Genomic DNA, 21832 nt, shown 5'->3' with positions numbered 1-21832 from the left:
AAACCTCGGGGGACAAAAAATAGACTGAGGGATCTTAACCAGCGTCGCAGAGCCACACAGCCATTATTCCGGCCAAAGCAGCGGACAGATAAGCCGCCCTTCGGCCCTCACCGCTTGAAGCAATCGCGATGCAGTTGCTCCAGCACCTGATCGGAACGGGCCTCGGCCTTGAGCATGGTTCTGCGCCAGACCGCCACACAGGGCAGTAAATCCAGTTGCTGCTCGGCCTGGGCCAGCCATTGCCAGCAATCATGCCAATCGCCCAGGGCGCTCTGAGCCGCCTTGAGGCGCTTCATCGCCTGGAAGGGCAAGCGATCCAGCTCGGGATAGGCATCGGCGGCGTAACGCACCCGCTTGATCAGCAGACGCAGGCGATGACGGTCGTGGGCAGGGTCCAGCAGCGCCTGGCCCAAGGCTTTCCACTGCTTGGCCAGGCGTTTTTCGATACTGCCGCGCAGGCCCCGCAGCAAACCTTGGCGCTCAGAGGCCCGGAGGAACCTGGGGAAGACATCCAGCACCAGAAACAACTGCGCCAATTCCGCCCCCGCGGCCACTGCCGAGTACTCATGCAACAGCTGTGAGGTACGACGGTCGGCAGCGGCATGCTGGCCATGCTGATGCAGATAGGCCGCCAATACTTCACGATCACGAATCGGCGTCGTCACCCGCCCCACTTCGCTGGCCGCGGCTTCCAGTTGCTCCACTCCGGGCAGGCCACGCAACGGGCGCAACAGGCTGCGCAAGCGTCGCACGCTGATGCGCAGATCATGCAAGGCCTCGGCATCCGTGGCGGCCGACAAGCGGGCCTGACAAGCCAGCAAACTCACTTCCAGGCCCAGAACCTGAGCCACCAAACGATCAACCAAGGCAGACATCAAGGCTTCCCCAACACGAGTCAAAAGCCTGACTTCGGCTTATCCAGTTCCAAGAACGGCACCGCGAACCGGCGACAGGCATTGCGCCAGATCATTCAGGTTCGCGGTGATGATTGTCGGACCAGCTTAGCGGCTGTCGCGGCTCAGCGCCCGGCCCGGGATTCACGAATGTAGAAACGCGCCTTCTCGGCCTTGTTGGTGCAGCCTTCGAAGGCTTCGAACTGCTGCTGGGTCTTGGCGCCGGTCAGCAGCGACAACGCCTTGGAGTAACTCACGGTGCCAGCGAAACCTTCGGCCTTGGCCAGGTCCAGCTCGTGCCAGGCAGCGTCCAGCTGCGTGCCGCAACTGTCACGGTAGGCAGTCTTGCCTGCACAACCGGTCAATACCAACGCAATCAGGGGCAGGCAGATCCAGGCTTTCATCGATGACACCTCAAGATAGGGAAAACAGTCGTACAGGTTAAGACGATGGCCGCAGGAAAAAGTGCCAGTCCCACCCCTTGGAAAATATAGCTGCAGGAGCATAGCCTCGCGGCCCCGGCGGCCCTAGAAAAAAACTCACAGGCCCCGCAGCGCATCAGTAATTGAACCACGAGGCGCTATGGGTGCATTGTTGCAGCCTGTTTGTCGAAGGGACGAATCATGAGCAAACGTGTCGCATTGGTCCTTGGGTCGGGGGGCGCTCGCGGTTACGCCCATATCGGCGTCATCGAGGAAATCGAAAAACGCGGTTATGACATCGCCTGCATTGCCGGCTGCTCGATGGGCGCAGTGGTCGGCGGCATCTACGCCGCAGGCAAGCTCGCCGAGTACCGGGAATGGATCGAAAGCCTGGACTACCTCGACGTGCTGCGCCTGGTGGACGTGAGCTTTCGGCTGGGGGCGATTCGCGGCGAGAAAGTCTTCGGCCAGATCCGCAAGATCGTCGGCGAAGTGAACATCGAAGACCTGCGCATCCCCTATACCGCCGTCGCCACCGACCTGACCAACCAGCAGGAAATCTGGTTCCAGGAAGGCTGCCTGCATCAGGCCATGCGTGCTTCCGCCGCGATCCCCAGCCTGTTCACCCCGGTCATGCAGGGCAACCGCATGCTGGTGGACGGCGGCCTGCTCAACCCGCTGCCCATCGTTCCGGTGGTTTCCAGCCACTGCGACCTGATCATTGCGGTGAACCTCAACTCTACCAACCAGCGCCACTACCAGTTACCGGTGATCCAGCGCCCACCCGCGTTCAAGAGCCGCTTTGACAGCCTGATCAACTCCCTGGGCTCACACCTGCCGTTTCGCCGCAAGCAGGCCGAACAACTGCTACTGCTCGAGCAGGAAGCTTTCAAGAGCGAAGCCGCGGAGATCAATCCATGGGTCGAGGGCGCCGAGCCGGAAGCCCAGCAACCGGCCGCCGCGCCGCAAACCGACGGCGCGCCGAAATCCGCCAGCGGCTCCTTCATCATCGACAACGTCGGCCCGGCGTCATTGCTGGACCTGGTCAACCAGAGCTTCGAGGTCATGCAGACCTCCCTGGCGCAGTACAAGATCGCCGGTTACCCGCCGGATATCCTGATCAACGTGCCCAAGCGCGTCTGCCGCTTCTTCGAGTTCTACAAGGCGCCGGAGCTGATCGCCCTGGGCCGTGAGATTGCCAGCGATACCCTGGACCGCTACGAGCAGGACCAGTAGCGAAAGGCCGCAAACTCAGGAATCGGCGCCCAGCAGGCGGTAGCCGACCCCCGCCTCGGTGACGATGAAGCGTGGCCGGGTCGGATCGTCCGCCAGCTTCTGGCGCAAGTGCCCGACCACGATCCTCAGGTAATGACTGTCCTCGGTGTGGGTCGGGCCCCAGATGTCCTTGAGCAGTTGCTGCTGGGTAATTACCCGCCCCGGGTGCCGCGCCAGCTGGGCCAGCACCGCATATTCCTTGCGGGTCAGGGCCACTTCGACACCGTCCAGCAGCACCCGCCGATAAGCCAGGTCGACCGTCAGCGGCCCCACTTGCAACGCCGCCTCCTGCACTTCCCCGCTCGGCGCCTGGCGCAACAGGGCGCGAATCCGCGCCAGGAACTCCTGGATACCGAAAGGCTTGGTCACATAGTCGTTGGCACCACCATCCAGCGCCTCGACCTTCTGCAACTCGCTGGCACGCACCGAAAGCACCAGCACCGGCACCGCCGACCACTCGCGAAACTCGCGCAGCACCTGCTGCCCATCCATGTCCGGCAGCCCCAAATCAAGTACCAGCAGGTCCGGCTTGTTCAAGGCGGCCTGGGCCAGGCCTTCGGTGCCGGTCCCGGCTTCAATCACTTTGTATCCCTGGGACGCCAGGCTGATGCGCAGGAACTTGCGAATCTGCGGCTCGTCGTCGATGACCAGGATGGTCGCGGTCTGGCTCATGGTTTCAGTTCAAGACAAATTAAGAGGCAAAAGCGTAGCGCAAGGCATGCCGCATCCGTGTGGCGCTGACGCGGCAAGGCCGCAGCGCGTTCTACAGGTATTCACAGGTCGGACTCAAGCTCCGGCTGGGTCTGCAACGGCAGGTGCAAGGTGATGCATGTCCCCTTGCCGCCAATGCCCTCAGCGACACTGATATGCCCGCCATGGGCGCCGACCATGCCCTGGCATATCGCCAGGCCCAGGCCGGTGCCTTGCCCGCCGCGGTCGCCACGGGCAGCGGTGTAGAACATGTCGAAGATCTTTGCCCGCTCATCCTCGGGAATCCCCGGGCCCTCATCACTGACGGCGAAGCTCAATTCCTGCTCGCTGGCACTGACTTTCAACTGCAGATGGCCCTGGGGTGGCGAGAAGCGGGCAGCATTCTCCAGCACATTGACCAGCGCCTGCTCGATCAGCGCCGCATGAACGTAGAGCAAGGGCAAGTCCGCTGGCAGTTCGGTGGCCACTTGCAACGGCGCCAGCACCGCCCGCAGGCGGTTCAGGGCACTGCCGACGATATCCCCCGGCGCGACCCAGTCCCGGGCCAGCTTCAGGGCCCCATGGCCGAGCCGGGTCATGTCCAGCAGGTTCTGTATATAGCGGTCCAGGCGCTCGGCCTCATCCCGCGTGCCCTCCAGCAGCTCTCGCCGATCTTCCAGGGGGATCGCTTCCCCCAGGGCCAGCAGGCTGTCGATACTGCCGCGCATTGAGGTCAGCGGTGTGCGCAGGTCATGGGATACCGAAGCCAGCAAGGCGCTGCGCAACTGTTCGGTCTCCCCGTGCAGCCTCGCCGCTTCCAGGTCCTCGGCCAGCCGCGCCCGTGCCAGGGCCTGGGCCAGTGGCTGGCTGAGCGCAGTGAGCAGGCGCCGGCGCTGGCCGCTGAACTCCTCGCCCTCACGGGGGCAGACACCGAGCAACCCCAGGGGCCCGTCATCCACCGACAGCGGCCACCACCACCATCGACCAAAGGGCAAGGTCCCGGTGCCCAGCCCCGCCGGCTGGTCATGCTGCCAGGCCCAGTCGGCCGCCGCGCGCTCGGCCTCGGAGAACTGCGGCGAACCACCGGTCTCGACTTTCCATCCACCCTGCCCGTCGCGGTTGATCAGGCAGACACGCAACTCGTCGCGACCATTCAAATGCTGGGCCGCGGCGCTGATCACCGCTTGCCGGTCAGTGGCGGCAGTCAACTTGCGCGACAGGTCCAGGAGCTCGCCGGTTTCCTCCTGGGTATCGCGCAAGGCCTGCAACTGCCGGCGCTGGCGGGCCGCCAGATTGCCGGTCAGCGCGGCCATGAGCAGGAAGAACAGCAGGGTCAGTACATCTTCTTCCCGCTGGATGGCCAGGGAGAAGTTCGGCGGAATGAACAGGAAGTCATAACTGAGAAAGGACAGCGCCGCGCAAGCCAGGGCCGGCCCCAGGCTGCTGCGCACTGCCACCAGCAGCACCGCGGCGAGGAACACCAGGGAGATGTTCGGCAACGGCAGGACACTGGCCACCCCCCAGGCCAGGGCGCTGGCCAGGAGGGTGGCCAGGACTGCCAGGACGTAGTCGAACCAGATCAGCGAATGCTTGACCCGCAGGCCCGGCTGATGGGGCTGGGGCTCGCTGTCCAGTACATTGATTTCCAGGCCATCGGCATTGCGCAGCAAGCGCGCCGCCAAGCCGCCACCGAACCAGCGCCGGCGCCAGCGGCGCCTGGACTGCCCCACCAGCAGCAGGCTGGCGCGACGCTCCGCGGCGTGCTGGATCAAGGTCTTGGCCACCTCGCCGGCGCGCAACAAGACCACTTCCCCGCCCAGGCGCTCGGCCAGTTGTTGAGCAGCCTGCAAGCGCAAGCGTGCCTGCTCGTCGCGCAACCGGCCGTTATCCACATGCACCAGGCTCCAGGGCAGGTGGCGACGCTGAGCCACACGGCTGGCGTGACGTACCAGCCGCTCGGCCTGGGCATCGCCGTCGATACCCACCAGCAGCCGCCCGCGCACCGCTGGTGCCGCCTGCCCCAACTGGCGATAGCCCTGGGCCAGGTCGTTGTCCACCTGGGCGGCGGCGGTCTGCATCGCCAGTTCGCGCAGGGCGGTGAGGTTGGTCTGGGTGAAAAATGCATCGATGGCCGCCCGCGCCTGCTCCGGCACATAGACCTTGCCGTCCCGCAGACGCTCCAGCAGCTCTCGGGGCGGCAAGTCCACCAGCAGCAACTCATAGGCCTCTTGCAACACCCAGTCAGGCAGGGTTTCGCGCACCTGGACCCCGGTAATGCCGCGCACCTGGTCATTGAGGCTTTCCAGGTGCTGGACATTGACCGTGGTGAAGACGTCGATCCCGGCCGCCAGCAACTCCTGAATGTCCTGCCAGCGCTTGGCGTGCCGGCTGCCCGGGGCATTGCTGTGGGCCAGTTCGTCCACCAGTACCAGCTTGGGCTTGGCCTTGAGCAGGCCATCGAGGTCCATTTCCTCCAGCAATACGCCACGGTATTCCGAACGCACCAAGGGCTGCTGGGGCAGCCCGCTCAACAAGGCTTCGGTCTCGGCGCGGCCGTGGGTCTCCACCACCCCGGCAAGCACCTTGACCCCTTGGCGCAGTTGGCTATGGGCCGCCTGGAGCATGGCGTAGGTCTTGCCAACCCCGGGGGCGGCGCCCAGGAACACCTTGAGCCGGCCGCGGCCGTCCCGTGGCAGCTCGGCTAGCAGCGCGTCGGCGCGACCGGAATCACTCATGGGTTATCTCTCTGCGACAAGACATTCGGTTCAATCTGCGCTCACTTCAGTTGCGTTTGCCAGCGCTCCCTGAGGCTGGAAGCCCCCGCGGGGCATTTTGCAGCCTCGCAGGTTCGGCAGCGGCTACAGCTGTTCCAGGGCCAGGTTCAGGGCCAGTACATTGACCACCGGCGGCCCCACCAGCGGCTGCTCTATATGGGCGTCCACCAGGGCCTGCAATTTGGCTGGCGACAGGTTGCGCGCCGCCGCGACCCGCGCCAGTTGATAGTCAATTGCCTGCGGTGGCAAGTGTGGATCGAGGCCGCTGCCCGAAGTGGTCAGCAATGCCAGGGGCACCGGCCCCTGCCCCGGTACCAGGAGCTTGTTGGCATCCTCGATCACCCGCGTGGCCAGGGCCGGATTGCTCGGCGCCAGGTTGCTGGCAGAGCTGGATACCGTGGCAAAGGCCCCCGCCGAAGGGCGCGGATGGAACCAGGCATCACCGACGAAATCCTGGGCGATCAGGGCCGAACCCCGCACCCTGCCGTCGGCATCGCGCACCAGGCTGCCATTGGCTTGTTCCGGGAAGGCCAACTGGGCCACGCCGGTCACCACCAGGGGATAGGCCACACCGGTGATCAGGGTCATCAACACAATCAGGCTCAAGGCCGGACGCACTACGCTAGTCATCTCTCACTCCTCGATTCGCTCAGATCTGCAGGCCGGTTACACCAGGTGCAGCGCAGTCAACAGCATGTCGATCAGCTTGATCCCGACAAAGGGCACGACAATGCCACCCACGCCGTAGATCAACAGGTTGCGCCGCAGCAGGTGCGCGGCACTGGCCGCCTGTACCCGCACCCCACGCAATGCCAGGGGGATCAGCACCACGATGATCAGGGCGTTGAACACGATGGCCGAAAGGATTGCGCTCTGCGGGCTGGCCAGCCCCATGACGTTGAGCACCCCCAGCTGTGGATAAATCGCCGCGAACAGTGCCGGCAGGATGGCGAAGTACTTGGCCACGTCGTTGGCGATGGAGAAGGTGGTCAGGGCACCCCGGGTCACCAGAAGCTCCTTGCCGATCTGCACCACATCCAGCAGCTTGGTCGGATCGCTGTCCAGGTCAACCATGTTGGCCGCCTCGCGCGCCGCCTGGGTGCCGTCGTTCATGGCCATGCCGACATCGGCCTGGGCCAATGCCGGTGCGTCGTTGGCGCCGTCACCGCACATGGCCACCAGACGCCCGTCGTTTTGCTCGTGGCGAATGCGCGCCAGCTTCTTCTCCGGCGTGGCCTCGGCCAGTACATCGTCGACTCCGGCTTCGGCGGCAATGGCCGCGGCGGTCAGCGGGTTGTCGCCGGTCACCATCACGGTACGGATACCCAGCTTGCGCAACTCGGCGAAACGCTCGCGAATGCCGGGCTTGACCACGTCCTTCAGGTGAATGGCGCCGAGCATCCGGCCCTCGGCACAGACCAGCAGCGGGGTGCCGCCGCTCTGGGCGATCTTGTCGATCTCCCGGGACAGGGCCGGTGCCAGCTCGCTGCGTTTGAGGCCGACGAAACTCAACACCGAATCCACTGCCCCCTTGCGATAGACCCGGCCCTGGTAATCGACCCCGGACAATCGGGTTTCAGCGCTGAAAGGCACTGCCGTCAGCAGATCGCTGCCCGGCTCGGGCTGTGGATAAAGCTCCCGCAGGTACTCGACGATGGACTTGCCTTCGGCAGTGTCGTCCGCCAGGGAGGCCATCAAGGCCGCTTCGGCCAGTACCTGGGCACTGACGCCCGGCGCCGGGTAGATGGCGCTGCAACGGCGGTTACCGAAAGTGATGGTGCCGGTCTTGTCCAGCAGCAACACGTGCACGTCCCCCGCCGCCTCCACCGCACGCCCGGACTTGGCGATCACGTTCAAGCGCACCAGGCGGTCCATCCCGGCGATCCCGATGGCCGAGAGCAGGCCGCCGATGGTGGTGGGGATCAGGGTGACCAGCAGCGCCACCAGGAACACCAGCGGCAGGCTGCCATTGGCAAAGTGGGCGAAGGGCTGCAGGGTCACCACCACCAGCAGGAAGATCAGGGTCAGGCCGATCAGCAGGATATCCAGGGCCACTTCGTTCGGTGTCTTCTGCCGCTTGGCACCTTCCACCAGAGCGATCATGCGGTCCAGGGTCGACTCGCCGGGGTTGCTGGTAATGCGCACCAGCAGCCAGTCGGAGACCAGCCGGGTGTTGCCGGTCACCGCCGAACGGTCACCGCCGGATTCCCGGATCACCGGAGCCGATTCACCAGTGATTGCCGCTTCGTTGACCGCGGCGATACCTTCGATCACCTCGCCATCGCCGGGAATCATTTCGCCGGCTTCAACCCGCACCACGTCGCCTTTGCGCAGATTGACTGCCGGCACCAGCTGATAGCTTCCGTCGCTGGCCCGGCGGCGAGCGCTCAAGCCCTCACTGCCGGCCTTGAGACTGTCGGCGCGAGCCTTGCCGCGGCCTTCCGCCAGGGCCTCGGCGAAGTTGGCAAAGAGCACCGTGAACCACAGCCAGAGAGCAATCTGGGCGGCGACGAAGGTCGGCACTGCGGTGTCCGGAATGAAACACAGCACGGTGGTCAGGATCGCTGTCAGTTCCACCACCAGCATCACTGGCGAGCGCTGCAACTGGCGCGGGTCAAGCTTGACGAAAGCCTGGATCAGCGCCGGGCGCCACAGGGCAGAGATTGCGGTACTCGCCACTTCGGCCTTGGCCGGCTGGCTCTTGGCGAGCGCATCGGCGGCTTTGTTCGAGGCAGGAACATGCATATTCATCATCAGGTCCTCAGAAGCCCATGCTCAGGTGTTCGGCGATTGGGCCCAGCGCCAGGGTCGGCAGGAAGGTCAGGCCGCCCACCAGCAAGATGGTCACGGTCAGCAAGGCCACGAACAGCGGGCCATGGGTGGGAAAACTGTTCTGCCCGATGGGTGCGGTCTTCTTCATCGCCAGGCTGCCGGCCAGGGCCAGCACCGGCAGGATGTAGCCGAAGCGACCGATCAGCATGCCCAGGCCCAGCATCAGGTTATGGAACGGGGTATTGGCGCTGAAGCCACCGAACGCCGAGCCGTTGTTGGCGCTGGCCGAAGTGTAGGCGTAGAGCAGTTGACTGAAGCCATGGGGCCCCGGGTTGCTGATGGCTGCTGCCGGCCCCGGCAAGCTGGCGGCCAGGGCGCCCAGCACCAGGACGCCGATGGGCATCACCATCAGGGTCACTACCAGCAACTGCACCTCCTTGGCCTGTAGCTTCTTGCCCAGGTATTCCGGGGTGCGACCGATCATCAGCCCGGCCAGGAACACTGCGATCAACACGTTCAGCAACATGCCGTAGAGGCCCGCGCCGACGCCGCCGAAGATCACTTCGCCGACCATCATGTTGATCAGCGCCACCATGCCGCTCAGCGGGTTGAGGCTGTCGTGCATGCCATTCACCGAACCGTTGGAGGCCGCAGTGGTGGTCACCGACCAGAGCACCGTGGCAGTGGTGCCGAAGCGGGCTTCCTTGCCTTCCAGGGGCGCAGCCTGCTCTACCGCTGCGTTCTGCAACGCCGGGTTGGGTTGATACTCCGCCCACAGCGAGGTAGCACCGCCGATCAGGAACAAGGCGAACATGCAGGCGATGATCGCCCGGCTCTGACGCAGGTCCTTGACGTAATGGCCGAAGGTGAACACCAGGGCCACCGGAATCAGGATGATCGATACCAGTTCGAACAGATTGCTCCAGGCCGTGGGGTTCTCGAACGGGTGCGCCGAGTTGACGCCGAAGAAACCGCCACCGTTGGTGCCCAACTGTTTGATGGCAATCTGACTGGCGGCCGGGCCCAGCGGAATGACCTGGTCATTGCCCTGCAGGGTCAGGGCATCCACGTAATGGGCAAAGGTCTGGGGTACGCCCTGCCAGACCAGGAACAGCGCCAGCAGCAGGCACAGCGGCAACAGGCCGTAGAGGGTGGCGCGGGTCATATCGACCCAGAAGTTGCCCAGGGTGCGCACCGAACGCCGGCCAATGCCGCGGCACAAGGCAACCAGCACCGCCAGCCCGGTGGCTGCGCTGACGAAGTTCTGCACGGTAAGGCCGACCATCTGGCTGAGGTAGCTCAGGGAGGCTTCGCCGCTGTAGGACTGCCAGTTGGTGTTGGTCATGAAACTGACTGCGGTGTTGAACGCCAGCGTCCATTCCTGCCCCGGAAGATGCTGCGGATTGAGCGGCAGGTGATCCTGAAACAGCAAGATGGCAAACAGCAGGACAAACCCGGCCAGATTGAAGGCCAGCAAAGCCAGGGTGTATTTCTGCCAGCTCTGCTCAACCTGTGGATCGATCCCGGAGATTCGATAGCAGACACGCTCCACCGGGCCCAGAACCGGGGTCAGCCAGGTGCGCTGGCCCTCCATCACCCGGTAGTAGAAGCGCCCCAGCCAAGGTGCGGGCAACAGCACCAGAGCGAAGAAGGCGAGGATCAGCCAATAGTCATAACTGTGCATAACCGCAGCTCCTAGTTCCGATCCGCGCGCAGCAGCGCAACCAATAGATAAATGAACAGGCCCACTGCCAGCAGCAGCGACACCGCGTCCAGAATGTTCATGGAATGTCTCCGTGGTACGGCGATTGCCGCGAATGCAGGCATTGTCCGCAGGGTGCCTGTAAAGGAACGAGATCGACGGAGCGGGCAGCGCATAAAGAAAGCGTAAAGACTGGCGTCATCCAGCCTTTACGAGGGGCGATGAAGCGCATCGCTCGCCTCTGGAGCGCGGCTGCCCCGATGCGAGGCATCACGCCCCCATGCACTGAAGGTCAATAGTGCTAAAAATCGGCGAAACATCCTCGATACGACAGCTTTTCGTGCTTTACGACGGTGTTCCAGGAACTGGCATGGGCACTGCACAGAACAGCCGCGAGCACGTCCTAATCGTTCAGGGAGCAACCGATGAACACACAACTCAAGCCCACCTTGGGCACGCTGCATTTATGGGGCATCGCAGTCGGACTGGTGATTTCCGGGGAGTACTTCGGCTGGAGCTATGGCTGGGGCGTGGCAGGAACCCTGGGGTTTCTCGTGACCTCGCTGATGGTGGCGACCATGTATACCTGCTTTATATTCAGTTTCACCGAGCTGACCACGGCGATTCCCCACGCCGGAGGCCCGTTTGCCTACAGCCGTCGCGCCTTTGGTGAAAAAGGCGGCTTGATCGCGGGGCTGGCCACCCTGATCGAATTCGTCTTCGCCCCTCCCGCCATCGCCCTGGCCATCGGCGCTTACCTGAACGTGCAATTCCCGGCCCTGGATCCGAAACATGCCGCGGTTGGCGCCTACATCGTATTCATGGGCCTGAACATTCTTGGGGTGAAACTGGCAGCCACCTTTGAACTGGTGGTCTGCGTGCTGGCGGTGGCCGAACTACTGGTGTTCATGGGCGTGGTGGCCCCGGCCTTCAGCTTCAGCAACTTCGCCCTCAATGGCTGGGCAGGCGCCGACGCCTTCGGCGCCCCGGCAATTGCCGGGATGTTCGCCGCCATTCCCTTCGCCATCTGGTTCTTCCTGGCCATCGAAGGCGCGGCCATGGCTGCCGAAGAAGCCAAGGACCCCAAGCGCACCATTCCCAAAGCCTATATCAGCGGCATCCTGACCCTGGTGCTGCTGGCCATGGGGGTGATGTTCTTCGCCGGCGGCGTGGGGGACTGGCGCAGCTTGTCGAACATCAACGACCCGCTGCCCCAGGCGATGAAGACCGTTGTGGGTGACAGTTCCGGCTGGCTGCACATGCTGGTATGGATCGGCCTGTTCGGCCTGGTGGCAAGTTTCCACGGGATCATCCTCGGCTACTCGCGCCAGTTCTTCGCCCTGGCCCGGGCCGGTTACCTGCCTGCCTCCCTGGCCAGGCTGTCGCGCTTTCAGACGCCACATCGGGCGATCATCGCCGGCGGCCTGATCGGCATCGCCGCCATCTACAGCGATGGTCTGATCAACCTTGGCGGCATGACCCTCACTGCCGCCATGATCACCATGGCGGTGTTCGGTGCCATCGTGATGTACATCATGAGCATGCTCAGCCTGTTCAAACTGCGCAGGGCGGAACCGAATCTGCCACGCAGCTTCCGCGCCCCGGGCTATCCGCTGGTGCCGGCCATCGCCCTGGCACTGGCCGCGGTCTGCCTGGTGGCCATGGCCTGGTTCAATGCCCTGATCGGCCTGATATTTCTGGTGTTCATGGCCCTGGGCTTCATCTACTTCCTGCTGACCGGGCAACTGCGGGCCGACGCACCGGTGGACGCCATGCTCACCGGCCGTTGAACCGCGCTCTGCTCGCACCAGGCGGATCAGGCATACAATGGAACCACTGCGAAGCGCTTTAACTCAAAGCGTTATAGGCAGGCCCGAAGGCGAACCTTCGCCTGCGGGCTACTGCCCATTAAGGAGAGCCCTATGCCCTGGTATGCCTGGTTGATTCTGGTGGTTGCTATCGGTTCTATCGTTGGCGGCTTGATGATGCTGCGCGACACCGCCAACAAGGTCGAGCTGACCGATGAGCAACGCAAGCGCGTGGCCGAGCGCAACGCACAAATGGATGCCAAGGAAGCGCAGGATCGTTAAGCCTACAGCCCCTTCACCCTAACGTGCAGGGGTTGCCTGGATGCTCAGCGCTCCCATTCGGCCTTGGCAATGTGCAACCCGTGCTGGCCCTTATAGGCTGCACGTTGCGGCTGGCTCCAGCCTTCGAGCAGCGACTCGTCCAGACGATAGATTTCCACTCCCAGTGGACGGCACACGCTTAACGGATCCTGAGCTTCAGGCCCCCACATCGGCAAGGACAGATCTCCGCCCGGACAGGTCGACAATGCACAGAGCAGGTCGATTTCGGCGAAGAACTCCAGATAATCCCCCTTCTGCGCCGGGCAGGCCTTCATGAAGTACATGTCGTCATGGTTCAGGCCCGTGCACTGGAAGATGTTCAACACATCATGCACATCGAACTCGGTCAGGCCATGAGGCAGCACTGCCCGCGTCAGGTTGGAATGGCAGTGATGGTGAAAGTCCTCGCCGGTAAGCATGCGATTCACATAGGGGTCGCAACGGGTGCCCAGTAGATCGTGCAGGCGGCCACCATGCTCGTCGATGCCGTAATGGGCCAGGCTGTCATCGGTGATGGTCACCAGCGGCCGCAGAAAAGGCAGGTTCGACCAGAGCCGGTCGTGGGTACTGACATGCGCCCCCTGCAACTGCCGGGTGCGCGCAGCCCAGAGGCGCTCACGCGGATCGTTGGCATTCCATACGTTGAAGTCGCCCACCTGCGGCCCTACCGGGGTGGTCACCCGAAATACGTGCCCGGCGGGCACCTTCCAGGCGCGTCCGGTACGAATCGGAACCTCGAACTGCTCGATCAGATGGCGTTGGCCTTGATTGTGCCGAATGCGCTCGTAAAACGCCTTATCCACCTGTAGCGCCGAACCTTTACTGACCTGATAAGCCGCTGGATAGTCTTTGTACATGGGTATCGCCCTCTTTCAGTGACACAGGGATTGGTCGAGCATGTCCAACAGCAGGCGCTCCGAGTCGTCCAGATACAACTCCATGGCCTCGATGGCGGCCGCCTTGTCACCCCCCAGAAGCCATTCATGGATCTGTCGGTCACGGACCAGCCAGGGCGCCTGAAACCGCGCCTCATCCGGCGCCGTACAAAACACCAGGCGCAACTGCGCCACCACGTTGGTGAAGAACTCATCGAATAGTGGCGAGCCCAGCAACCCCACCACATGCTGGTGAAAACGCAGGCCATGGGTTCCCACGGCGCGCCAGTCCTCGCGCTCCCGGGCAAGCTCCGCCGCTTCCATGGCATCGAGCATGCGATCGGACTGGTACTCGCGTAGCGGGCGAGCATTGGCGATGGCCTGCAACTCCAGGGTACGGCGCACTCGAAACAGATCCCGCACGTCATCAGCACCAAGGCGACGGACCACTACGCCTTTGTGCCGTACGTACCAGGTCAACCCTTCCTGCCCCAGACGGTGCAGGGCTTCACGGATGGTATTGCGTGAGGCGCTATAGGCACTGACCAGCTCGCTTTCCACCAGCGCCATTCCGGGCAATAAACGACCACCGATGATGTCAGCCCGCAGTTCCACAGTAATGTGATCCGCCAGGGATAGTCCGTCGCTCATGGGGCACCTCACGATTGTTCAACAATTCATGAACAGCAGGTAGTCACTTATCGTGCCAACTTCAATCACCCCTTATGCCCTCACGAAAAGCTGTCGGGAAGCTGTCAACGCTGACAATCCCTGCCTAGAAGTAGGGGCATGATCTGAGAATCCTTGGTTAAAATGGTCTTCTAGTTGCGGAGGTTTCTCAAATGCGTTACTCGCCAGACCATAAAGCCCAGACTCATCAACGCATTATCCAGGAAGCTTCAGAACGTTTTCGGCGTGACGGGATAGGTGCAACAGGTCTACAGCCCCTGATGAAAGCCCTGGGGTTGACCCATGGCGGCTTCTATTCCCACTTCAAGTCCAAGGATGAACTAGTAGAAGAAGCCCTGCGCGCCGCCGCTCAAGAGCTGGACGCCCATTGCGCAGCGCTGTTCGCACAAGAGCATCCACTACCAGCCTTTATCGATAACTACCTCTGCGAGTGGCACCAGAAGTCCCCTCATCAAGGTTGCCCGCTACCGACCATGAGCTCGGAACTCGGCCAGCGCGGGCAACCCAGTGCGATTACGGATGAGGTGCTCAACACCAGGCTCGAACAACTAGAATCGGTGCTGGAAGGCGAACAGAAAGCCGAGCGAAGCCTGATGCTCATGTCCACCTTGGTCGGTGCACTCATGCTTTCTCGCAGCGTGGAAAACCCGCAGTTGGGAACTCGGATACTGGAGGTGGTTCGCGAGGGCCTGAAGCAACAGGAGCGGCGCTGAAGCGATACGCTCCACCTACTCTTCTTATTTATAGCGAGCGGCCGCACTGCTCCTGGACAGATTGGGGCCAAGAGCCAAGCGTGCCGCCACCAAAGCCTGCCAATCCGCAGGATCGGGTAGCGAAGGCAATGTAATCAACTCGCCCTGATCCAAGCCGCTCAACGCTGCATCGACCATCTCCTGTACCTCCATCACCATTTCCGCCGGAATGGTCTTGGCATCGAGCCCTGAACGCTCCCAGATCTCGGTACGAGTGACACCCGGCAAGACAGCCTGGACACGAACCCCGCTACCCTTCAACTCAGCCTGCAGCGACTGAGTCAAACTGAGTACATATGCCTTGGTTGCACTATAAGTCGCGTTGAAACGCTCAGGAATCAAGGCCACCACCGAGGCAATATTGATAATCGCCCCACGCCCAGTCGCAGAGAAACTCGTTGCAGCCACCCCGGCCAGCCGGGTCAGTGCCACTACATTGAGCTGAATCATGTGTTCCATCTGATCCAGGTCGGCGCCAGCCAAAGCCCCGCTGGCAGCTACTCCCGCATTGTTCAGCAGCAAGCTGATACGGGAGTCGTCGCGCAAACGTTGCTCGACACTCAGCAAGTCCTTCTTGAGCGTCAAATCCGCCTTCAACACCTCCACCTGCACGTTATATTTATCGCTCAACGCATTGGCTGCCGCCTTCAAACGTCCCTCATCCCGAGCAACCAGCAACAAATCAAAACCTCGCGCCGCCAGTCGCTCGGCATAAACCGCTCCAATACCGGATGAGGCCCCAGTGACCAATGCTGTACCTTGGGATTGAATCGAACTCATAGCTGGACTCCTGACAATGCATGAAAGTAATGAGCGCCTTCGGCCAGAAACATTTGGCGCCCGGAAATATTATTATCATAATATTTTTGAACCATCATGAAAATAATTAATCCAGGCAATAGAGATACACTGTCAGCTACCCCACTCATGAAATGCAAAAGGCCGGTCATAGACCGGCCTTCAAACGTTATGCGGGAGAACTCAATTGACTTCGAGCTTATCCAGATTTCGTTCCAGAATCGCCCTCCCAATCCCCTTGACCTCTAGCAACTCGTCCACCGAAGCAAAGGGCCCATTTTCTTCCCGATAAGCAACAATCGCCTTGGCCTTGGCAGCCCCCACCCCAAAAAGCTCGCGTTGCAGCACAGCCTCATCCGCCGTATTGAGATTGACCTTGCTCGCTTGAATCGGCGCCTGCTCCGCCACTTGCGCAGAACCGGGCTGGGTCTTAGGACCCGGCGCTGCTTGAGTGACAAGTGCAAAGCTGGCGAGAAAAGCAAAGATCAATGAGATGAAAAAAGAGTTACGCATAGTGACGCTCCATGACATCGAGTAAGGAAAGCAGCTTTCCAAAGCTGCCTTCCAAACCTAGGTTGATGCCACGGGCAAATCAAAAGCCAGAGAGTTACTGCTTATGTAGATTCAAGGTTTGAGACGACGCTGCTGATAGACCCAGTCGACGATTTCACCATCCGGTGTGTAGCCACTTACGGTCTCGCGAAGCAACTGGCGAACTCTTGCATAGTCGTCCAACTCAAGGGCTGCAAGGAGTTCAGCGAGCTTCAGCTTGAGTGTTTCCCACGGTAGATGATCCTCGTTGGCACTCATGATCATCGGGTGCTGAGTAGCGGCGACGTTGTCTCCAATCAGCAACTCTTCGTAAAGCTTTTCACCAGGCCGCAAGCCAGTAAACTCAATCGCGATATCACCATGAGGATTTTTTTCCGAGCGAACACTCAGCCCGGAAAGATGAATCATTTTTTCTGCCAGCTCGACAATTCTGACTGGCTCGCCCATATCCAATACAAATACGTCCCCACCCTGCCCCATCGAACCTGCCTGAATGACCAATTGGGCAGCCTCTGGGATGGTCATGAAATAACGGGTGATCTTTGGATGCGTAACCGTTAATGGGCCACCAGACTTGATCTGCTTATGGAATAGCGGAATAACCGAACCTGAAGAGCCCAGTACATTCCCGAAACGGACCATGGTGAAACGAGTTTTATTAACCCGTGACACATTTGACAAATCATCGAACAGAACCGGGGCCAGCTCCTTGCTCAACGCCTGCAACGTAAGCTCCGCCAGTCGTTTGGTACTACCCATGACATTGGTTGGGCGAACCGCCTTATCCGTAGAAATCAATACAAAGTTGGCTACCCCACATTGCAGTGCGGCCTGCGCGGTATTGAGCGTCCCCATGACATTATTAAGTACACCTTCAGCGATATTATGTTCTACCATCGGAACATGCTTATATGCAGCCGCGTGATAAACCGTATCGACGCTCCAGGTCTTCATGACTGACAGCAACTTCTCGTAGTTGCGTACCGAACCAAGAATTGGCAATAGTTTTACAAGCCGAGACTCTCTCGATACACGCTGTTCAAGTTCGGACAAGATACTGTAAAGATTAAACTCACTGTGATCGAGCAATATTAGCGTGCTAGGGTCCTGGAGCAGAATCTGCCGACAAAGTTCAGAACCGATAGACCCTCCAGCACCTGTCACCAGAACTGTCTGCCCCTTTATACAATGCGCCAACAGGTCAACTTGAGCCGGGACCGCGTCACGCCCAAGCAGGTCAGCTATGTCCACCTCTTGAATGTCATCGACTTTCACTCGGCCACTGGCAAGATCCATGAAACCGGGAACACTTCGTACATGTAAGGGGAACCCTTCCAAATACCCCAGAATCTCTCTTCGACGGCTACGACTGGATGAGGGAATTGCCAGGAGAATCTCTTCTGCCCCCGTGTCATCAATCATTTGCTGCAAATGCTTGGGTTTATACACCTGCAGCCCGGCGATCATCCGATCGGCAATACTGCCGTCATCATCGATAAAGGCCACAGGACGCATCAACCGCCCCAATCGCAACGCCGCCACCAGTTGATTGCCTGCCGCTCCAGCACCGTAGATAGCCACCTTAGGCAAACCATCATCACGATTGGTAAAAGGTACATGCTGGGCGGTGGTGAACCAGTCACCAAGAAAGTACTGACGCATCGCCAGCCTAAGTCCACCAATCATCACCATACTCAACCACCAATAGTTGAATACGATTGAGCGCGGCACCACGGTCTGGTGATTGCTATACACATAGACCACCAGCGCGAGAGTCAAAGCCGACAGGGTTACGGCCTTGACGATAGCAATAAGAGCATCGTTACCGAAGTAACGCATGACCGCGCGATACATCCCGAACCGAATGAACAGAGGAATGGCAACTATAGGAGCGCTGGCGAATAGCCAGAAATGCACAATGAAAGGATTGTTCAGATCGTCAAAACCCAACCTGACGACAAATGCCATCCATAGAGCGACCCACACCAGCAAAATGTCGGTGACCACCTGCAGCACCCTCTTCTGCCGCCGCGGGAGCTTCAACAGAAGTGTTCGTATCTTATCCATAATTCCTTTTTCGAACCTCGGCCTTCAGCCTCGATCTATGTTGCATACTGATGGAAAGCGCCCTATTTGGTAGTCCCGAATACTAGGCAGTATCAGCCTGTTTCTCCAACTCACCCGCCCGAAACCTGAAAGCAAGTAAAACCAGCGGCGCGTAAGCCAGTGCTAGACCAATAATACCATCCAACCCGAACAGCCCCACGCCTATGGCGATTGGCAGAAGCCAGAGTGTATTGATACCCAAGACCGCCAAGGTCACTGGTAGATGCCGACCAAACTGGCGGGAGGCGAACTGATAAGCATGACTACGATGCGCTTCATAGACCTTGTCTCCGCGAACTAACCGCCGAGTCAGAGTAAAGGTCGCATCAACAATGAAGACGCCAAGAAGAATCAACCATACCCAAAGAAAGCGCGAGGATGCCCAGGCTGCTTGTACGGAAAGTATCCCCAGAACAAGTCCAAGAAAACCGCTGCCAGCGTCCCCCATGAAAATACGTGCAGGAGGGAAGTTCCAGTAAAGGAAACCCAGCACTGCCATCGACAATAACAGTGGCAGCCAAATCAATGATGGAGCATCAGCAAACCAGTAAATTACGCAGGCACCAAGACATGTACTCACAGCCTGAACACTGGCAATCCCATCAATACCATCCATGAAGTTGTATAGATTGAGCATCCAGACCAGATAAAAAACTGCGCAGATATGTCCCAACCATGAAAGATTGAGATCCATGCCAAATACATTAATCGCAGGCAATCCACCTAGCCAAGTCAGAGCCCATATCGCCGCGATAAAGTGCGCAAGCAGTCTCCAACGCGCTGCTATATGCCCATGATCATCTAAAAAACCAACTACAGCTATCAGGGCACCTGCTCCCCATAAAGCCCCTATGGAAAGCAGAGGAATATCTACCAGCACGCTTAGCAGAGGCGCAGCAGCCAGAAAGCTCAGGACAATTGCAACGCCCCCCCCTCTGGGGGTAGGCACGGTGTGAGAGCTGCGACTATTGGGAACGTCCATCAAGCTGCGAGCTAGAGCATAGCGTCGCAACACCCACGTTAGCAGAAGCGAAACACTGGCTACTACTAACATAAAGAACCAAATCACCATGTAACTTCAATCCTTAAAGCGCATGAAAAATCGATAATCATTAGAGTCATACCCTTTAAACCAGAAAGCCTCTTCAAATGAGTTAAAACTCAAGCACAACTATCAATAAAGTATTTCGCTGTAGCATCAAGTGCTTTATTTACACTCAGAGGAGGAGCCCACCCCAATAGCTCAAGATTCTTGGATATATCAACCTGAAGAGAACCACACAGCCGTTGGGAAATGGATTTTTTACCCAACAATGCAGCACTAAAACTCAAGATCCCACTGGGGATGGCCAGCAGACGAGCAGGCTTACCCAATGCATTACCCATTCTTTTTAGCAGTTCGGTTGTCGAAAGATCGTCCCCATCACTAACTAAAAACACCTGATTGGCAGCTAGCGGATGATCAATGCACGTAACTATCAGATCCACCAAATTATCTAATGCCACCAAACTCCGGCGGTTATCTATTGCCCCAAAAGGTAAAGGAACTCCCTTATACAACCAGCGCATCATATTAAGAAAGTTAGCTTTAACGCCAGGACCGTATACAAGAACTGGGCGAATAATTACAACTTCCATTCCCGTTTGAGAGGCAATGAGAGCCAAGCCCTTTTCCGCTTCCATTTTGGAAATACCATATGGATCTGTAGGGGCAGGCTCATCATCAGCAGTATAAGGAACATTGAGTGATGTCCCCTCACCATTAACCTTGATGGAACTGATAAAAACGAATCGACCTACACCACGCTGGGCAGCCTGGCGAGCCAAATTTAGCGTCCCTTCCACATTGACCTTCCGGAAGGCCTCGAGAGGATCGAGTGAGGACTCATGCATTACATGGACACGGGCAGCGGCATGTACTACGACATTGCAATCAAGCAATATCGAACTCCAGTCCGTCAGACCATCAATCTGTTCTACCTGAGTAACAGACGTGGTAGCCGCTAAAGCCGGAATGGGCTTTCGCACCACGACAGTTAACTTATGGGGTGAATTTTTAGATAAACACTCATGAACAGCGCCGCCTACAAAACCGGATGCTCCCGTCAAAAGGATCCTGGCCATTATCTACCGTACCTTCTAAAACTGGCGCCACAGAGTAGTATCTGAAACACTCGAAAATGACATTATGCGCCGTCAACAACCTGCCGAGCCATACTATCCATCAAAAAAACATCCCGATCTCAATGCAACGCAGAATACCGCAGACACAGCTCAAGATAATCGCGCAAGCAGCAGAGCTGCCATCGCAAAGCATCATTCAATATCAAAATGACCCAAAGCCCACTTCGGCTGAAAGAAGAACAATCAACCCTGCGAGATTTTAAGATGGTAGAAACAAGGGAGTCGCTAGGAGAAACCTAGGACCGACACTATAAAAACAGCTTAAAAGCAATCCCACTCAAGCCAATGACCTGTTCGATCACCGACAAGCATTCCGCCTTCCTCTGCGAGCGAACAGCATACTAAAAGCGACTTCATCTAGAGTGTTTTTATCTTAGGCTCACAGGCCATCCACCTCCTCTTCGTTAACTCGATCACGAAGCTCCTTACCCGGCTTAAAGTGGGGAACGAATTTTCCATCCAAGCTAACTGACTGACCTGTTTTTGGGTTACGACCTACCCGAGGCGCACGATAGTGAAGCGAAAAGCTACCAAAGCCACGAATCTCAATTCGATCGCCAGTGGCTAGGCATTGAGACATCTGTTCAAGCATCGTCTTTATCGCCAACTCGACATCCTTGGATGAGAGCAGCCCTTGATGGGTGACAATTCGTTCGATTAACTCCGACTTCGTCATATTTTTCCCTTCTTTTTCAAGCAGCTAGGTCAGTGCTTCAAAGGTTTTAGCATGCTCTGAGGGTTTTGAACAGCCCATCTGCGACGCTAATACAAACTCCTTTCTTGCAGAAGATGCCGTGACAAAAACGCAAAGCCGCCCTATCGACACATGACCAGTATCGTTCGGGTCAGATAACCCGCCGGATTCCAACCGAAGGGATAATCCCCCTCCTCATCCTTGGCATCACTGGACTTGGTAATGACCTTGTAGCCATTGGCCTTACACTCACGCGCAGCACGCTTGTAGCATTTGTCCCAATCCGACCCCAGCCCCGAACAGTCAATTTCTATGCCACTGACCCCGCGCACCGCATGGGTCTTTACATTGGTCGTACACCCAGTCAAAAGAAGCACCAAAACTACGACACCCAACCTGCTCATGCTCTTCCTTAAGGCAGCTTATGCTGCTTGAGTAATGCACCCATTGGGTAAGCCTAGACCCTGACACGGCAGCCAACCCACCTAAGAAAGAGACAACTCATTGCACAGATTGGTTTCCCC

At 59.1% G+C, this 21832-nt stretch carries 21 protein-coding genes; 4 read left to right on the top strand and 17 right to left on the bottom strand.

All coding sequences use genetic code 11. The features are described from left to right. Window positions 1–107: 107 nt before the first annotated feature. Complete coding sequence (locus AC1RL5_RS26585) at window positions 108–875, bottom strand: CHAD domain-containing protein (protein ID WP_072450632.1); 768 nt, start codon at window positions 873–875, stop codon at window positions 108–110. A 143-nt stretch (window positions 876–1018) separates the two neighbouring features. Further along, on the bottom strand, window positions 1019–1297 hold the full coding sequence (locus tag AC1RL5_RS26580; RefSeq protein ID WP_011062563.1) for a hypothetical protein: 279 nt from the start codon (window positions 1295–1297) through the stop codon (window positions 1019–1021). 219 nt (window positions 1298–1516) lie between these two features. Here AC1RL5_RS26580 and AC1RL5_RS26575 point away from each other — a divergent pair, with 219 nt between their 5' ends. Further along, on the top strand, window positions 1517–2551 hold the full coding sequence (locus AC1RL5_RS26575; protein WP_011062564.1) for a patatin-like phospholipase family protein: 1035 nt from the start codon (window positions 1517–1519) through the stop codon (window positions 2549–2551). Window positions 2552–2566: 15 nt separating this feature from the next. On the opposite strand, the gene AC1RL5_RS26570 is transcribed toward AC1RL5_RS26575, so the two are convergent. From AC1RL5_RS26570 to kdpF, 6 genes are all read right to left on the bottom strand, one after another. Then, window positions 2567–3262 (bottom strand): response regulator, encoded by a 696-nt coding sequence (locus AC1RL5_RS26570; protein ID WP_011062565.1) that lies wholly within the window; start codon window positions 3260–3262, stop codon window positions 2567–2569. Between the two features lie 101 nt (window positions 3263–3363). After that, the gene (locus AC1RL5_RS26565; RefSeq protein WP_015636554.1) at window positions 3364–6015 is read right to left on the bottom strand and encodes an ATP-binding protein; all 2652 of its coding nucleotides are present in this window, start codon (window positions 6013–6015) and stop codon (window positions 3364–3366) included. Between the two features lie 123 nt (window positions 6016–6138). Beyond that, a complete protein-coding gene (kdpC, locus tag AC1RL5_RS26560; protein ID WP_077934595.1) occupies window positions 6139–6684 on the bottom strand; it encodes a potassium-transporting ATPase subunit KdpC in 546 nt (181 codons plus the stop codon). Window positions 6685–6720: 36 nt separating this feature from the next. Next, window positions 6721–8805: a potassium-transporting ATPase subunit KdpB gene (gene kdpB / locus AC1RL5_RS26555; protein WP_123576868.1), complete on the bottom strand. Its 2085-nt coding sequence runs from the start codon at window positions 8803–8805 to the stop codon at window positions 6721–6723. A gap of 10 nt (window positions 8806–8815) precedes the next feature. Continuing rightward, complete coding sequence (kdpA, locus tag AC1RL5_RS26550; protein ID WP_123576870.1) at window positions 8816–10510, bottom strand: potassium-transporting ATPase subunit KdpA; 1695 nt, start codon at window positions 10508–10510, stop codon at window positions 8816–8818. 11 nt (window positions 10511–10521) lie between these two features. Beyond that, window positions 10522–10611, bottom strand: a complete 90-nt coding sequence (gene kdpF, locus AC1RL5_RS26545) for a K(+)-transporting ATPase subunit F (RefSeq protein ID WP_019092894.1) — start codon at window positions 10609–10611, stop codon at window positions 10522–10524. A gap of 342 nt (window positions 10612–10953) precedes the next feature. On the opposite strand from kdpF, the gene eat reads away from it, so the two are divergent. Continuing rightward, the gene (gene eat, locus AC1RL5_RS26540; RefSeq protein ID WP_011062570.1) at window positions 10954–12318 is read left to right on the top strand and encodes an ethanolamine permease; all 1365 of its coding nucleotides are present in this window, start codon (window positions 10954–10956) and stop codon (window positions 12316–12318) included. 132 nt (window positions 12319–12450) lie between these two features. After that, window positions 12451–12618, top strand: coding sequence for a DUF2897 family protein (locus tag AC1RL5_RS26535; protein WP_011062571.1), 168 nt, complete (start codon window positions 12451–12453; stop codon window positions 12616–12618). Between the two features lie 44 nt (window positions 12619–12662). Here the strand turns inward: AC1RL5_RS26535 and AC1RL5_RS26530 are convergent, their stop codons facing one another. Both AC1RL5_RS26530 and AC1RL5_RS26525 read right to left on the bottom strand, forming a co-directional pair. Beyond that, window positions 12663–13514 (bottom strand): urea carboxylase-associated family protein, encoded by an 852-nt coding sequence (locus tag AC1RL5_RS26530; RefSeq protein WP_011062572.1) that lies wholly within the window; start codon window positions 13512–13514, stop codon window positions 12663–12665. A gap of 15 nt (window positions 13515–13529) precedes the next feature. Beyond that, complete coding sequence (locus tag AC1RL5_RS26525; RefSeq protein WP_072450636.1) at window positions 13530–14183, bottom strand: GntR family transcriptional regulator; 654 nt, start codon at window positions 14181–14183, stop codon at window positions 13530–13532. A gap of 191 nt (window positions 14184–14374) precedes the next feature. Between AC1RL5_RS26525 and AC1RL5_RS26520 the strand changes: the two genes are divergently transcribed. Next, window positions 14375–14935 (top strand): TetR/AcrR family transcriptional regulator, encoded by a 561-nt coding sequence (locus AC1RL5_RS26520; RefSeq protein ID WP_093407832.1) that lies wholly within the window; start codon window positions 14375–14377, stop codon window positions 14933–14935. Window positions 14936–14959: 24 nt separating this feature from the next. Here the strand turns inward: AC1RL5_RS26520 and AC1RL5_RS26515 are convergent, their stop codons facing one another. From AC1RL5_RS26515 to AC1RL5_RS26485, 7 genes are all read right to left on the bottom strand, one after another. After that, entirely contained in the window at window positions 14960–15754 is a 795-nt protein-coding gene (locus AC1RL5_RS26515; RefSeq protein ID WP_093407827.1) for an SDR family NAD(P)-dependent oxidoreductase, read from the bottom strand. A 201-nt stretch (window positions 15755–15955) separates the two neighbouring features. Beyond that, the gene (locus tag AC1RL5_RS26510; protein WP_072450639.1) at window positions 15956–16285 is read right to left on the bottom strand and encodes a ComEA family DNA-binding protein; all 330 of its coding nucleotides are present in this window, start codon (window positions 16283–16285) and stop codon (window positions 15956–15958) included. Between the two features lie 111 nt (window positions 16286–16396). Further along, window positions 16397–18391: a polysaccharide biosynthesis protein gene (locus AC1RL5_RS26505; protein WP_072450640.1), complete on the bottom strand. Its 1995-nt coding sequence runs from the start codon at window positions 18389–18391 to the stop codon at window positions 16397–16399. An 82-nt stretch (window positions 18392–18473) separates the two neighbouring features. After that, window positions 18474–19502 (bottom strand): MraY family glycosyltransferase, encoded by a 1029-nt coding sequence (locus AC1RL5_RS26500; RefSeq protein ID WP_072450641.1) that lies wholly within the window; start codon window positions 19500–19502, stop codon window positions 18474–18476. Window positions 19503–19591: 89 nt separating this feature from the next. Beyond that, window positions 19592–20554 carry a UDP-glucose 4-epimerase family protein gene (locus AC1RL5_RS26495; RefSeq protein ID WP_072450642.1) on the bottom strand — a complete coding sequence of 321 codons (963 nt, stop codon included), beginning with the start codon at window positions 20552–20554 and terminating at the stop codon, window positions 19592–19594. Between the two features lie 439 nt (window positions 20555–20993). Next, entirely contained in the window at window positions 20994–21290 is a 297-nt protein-coding gene (gene ihfB, locus AC1RL5_RS26490) for an integration host factor subunit beta (protein ID WP_053153140.1), read from the bottom strand. Between the two features lie 140 nt (window positions 21291–21430). Next, on the bottom strand, window positions 21431–21712 hold the full coding sequence (locus AC1RL5_RS26485) for a hypothetical protein (protein WP_072450643.1): 282 nt from the start codon (window positions 21710–21712) through the stop codon (window positions 21431–21433). Between the last annotated feature and the right edge of the window lie 120 nt (window positions 21713–21832).

It is taken from the genome of Pseudomonas sp. GW822-FHT06D10 (assembly GCF_058799535.1).
Note: the sequence above shows the minus strand (reverse complement) of the source record. Positions and strands in the feature narration are given on the sequence as shown.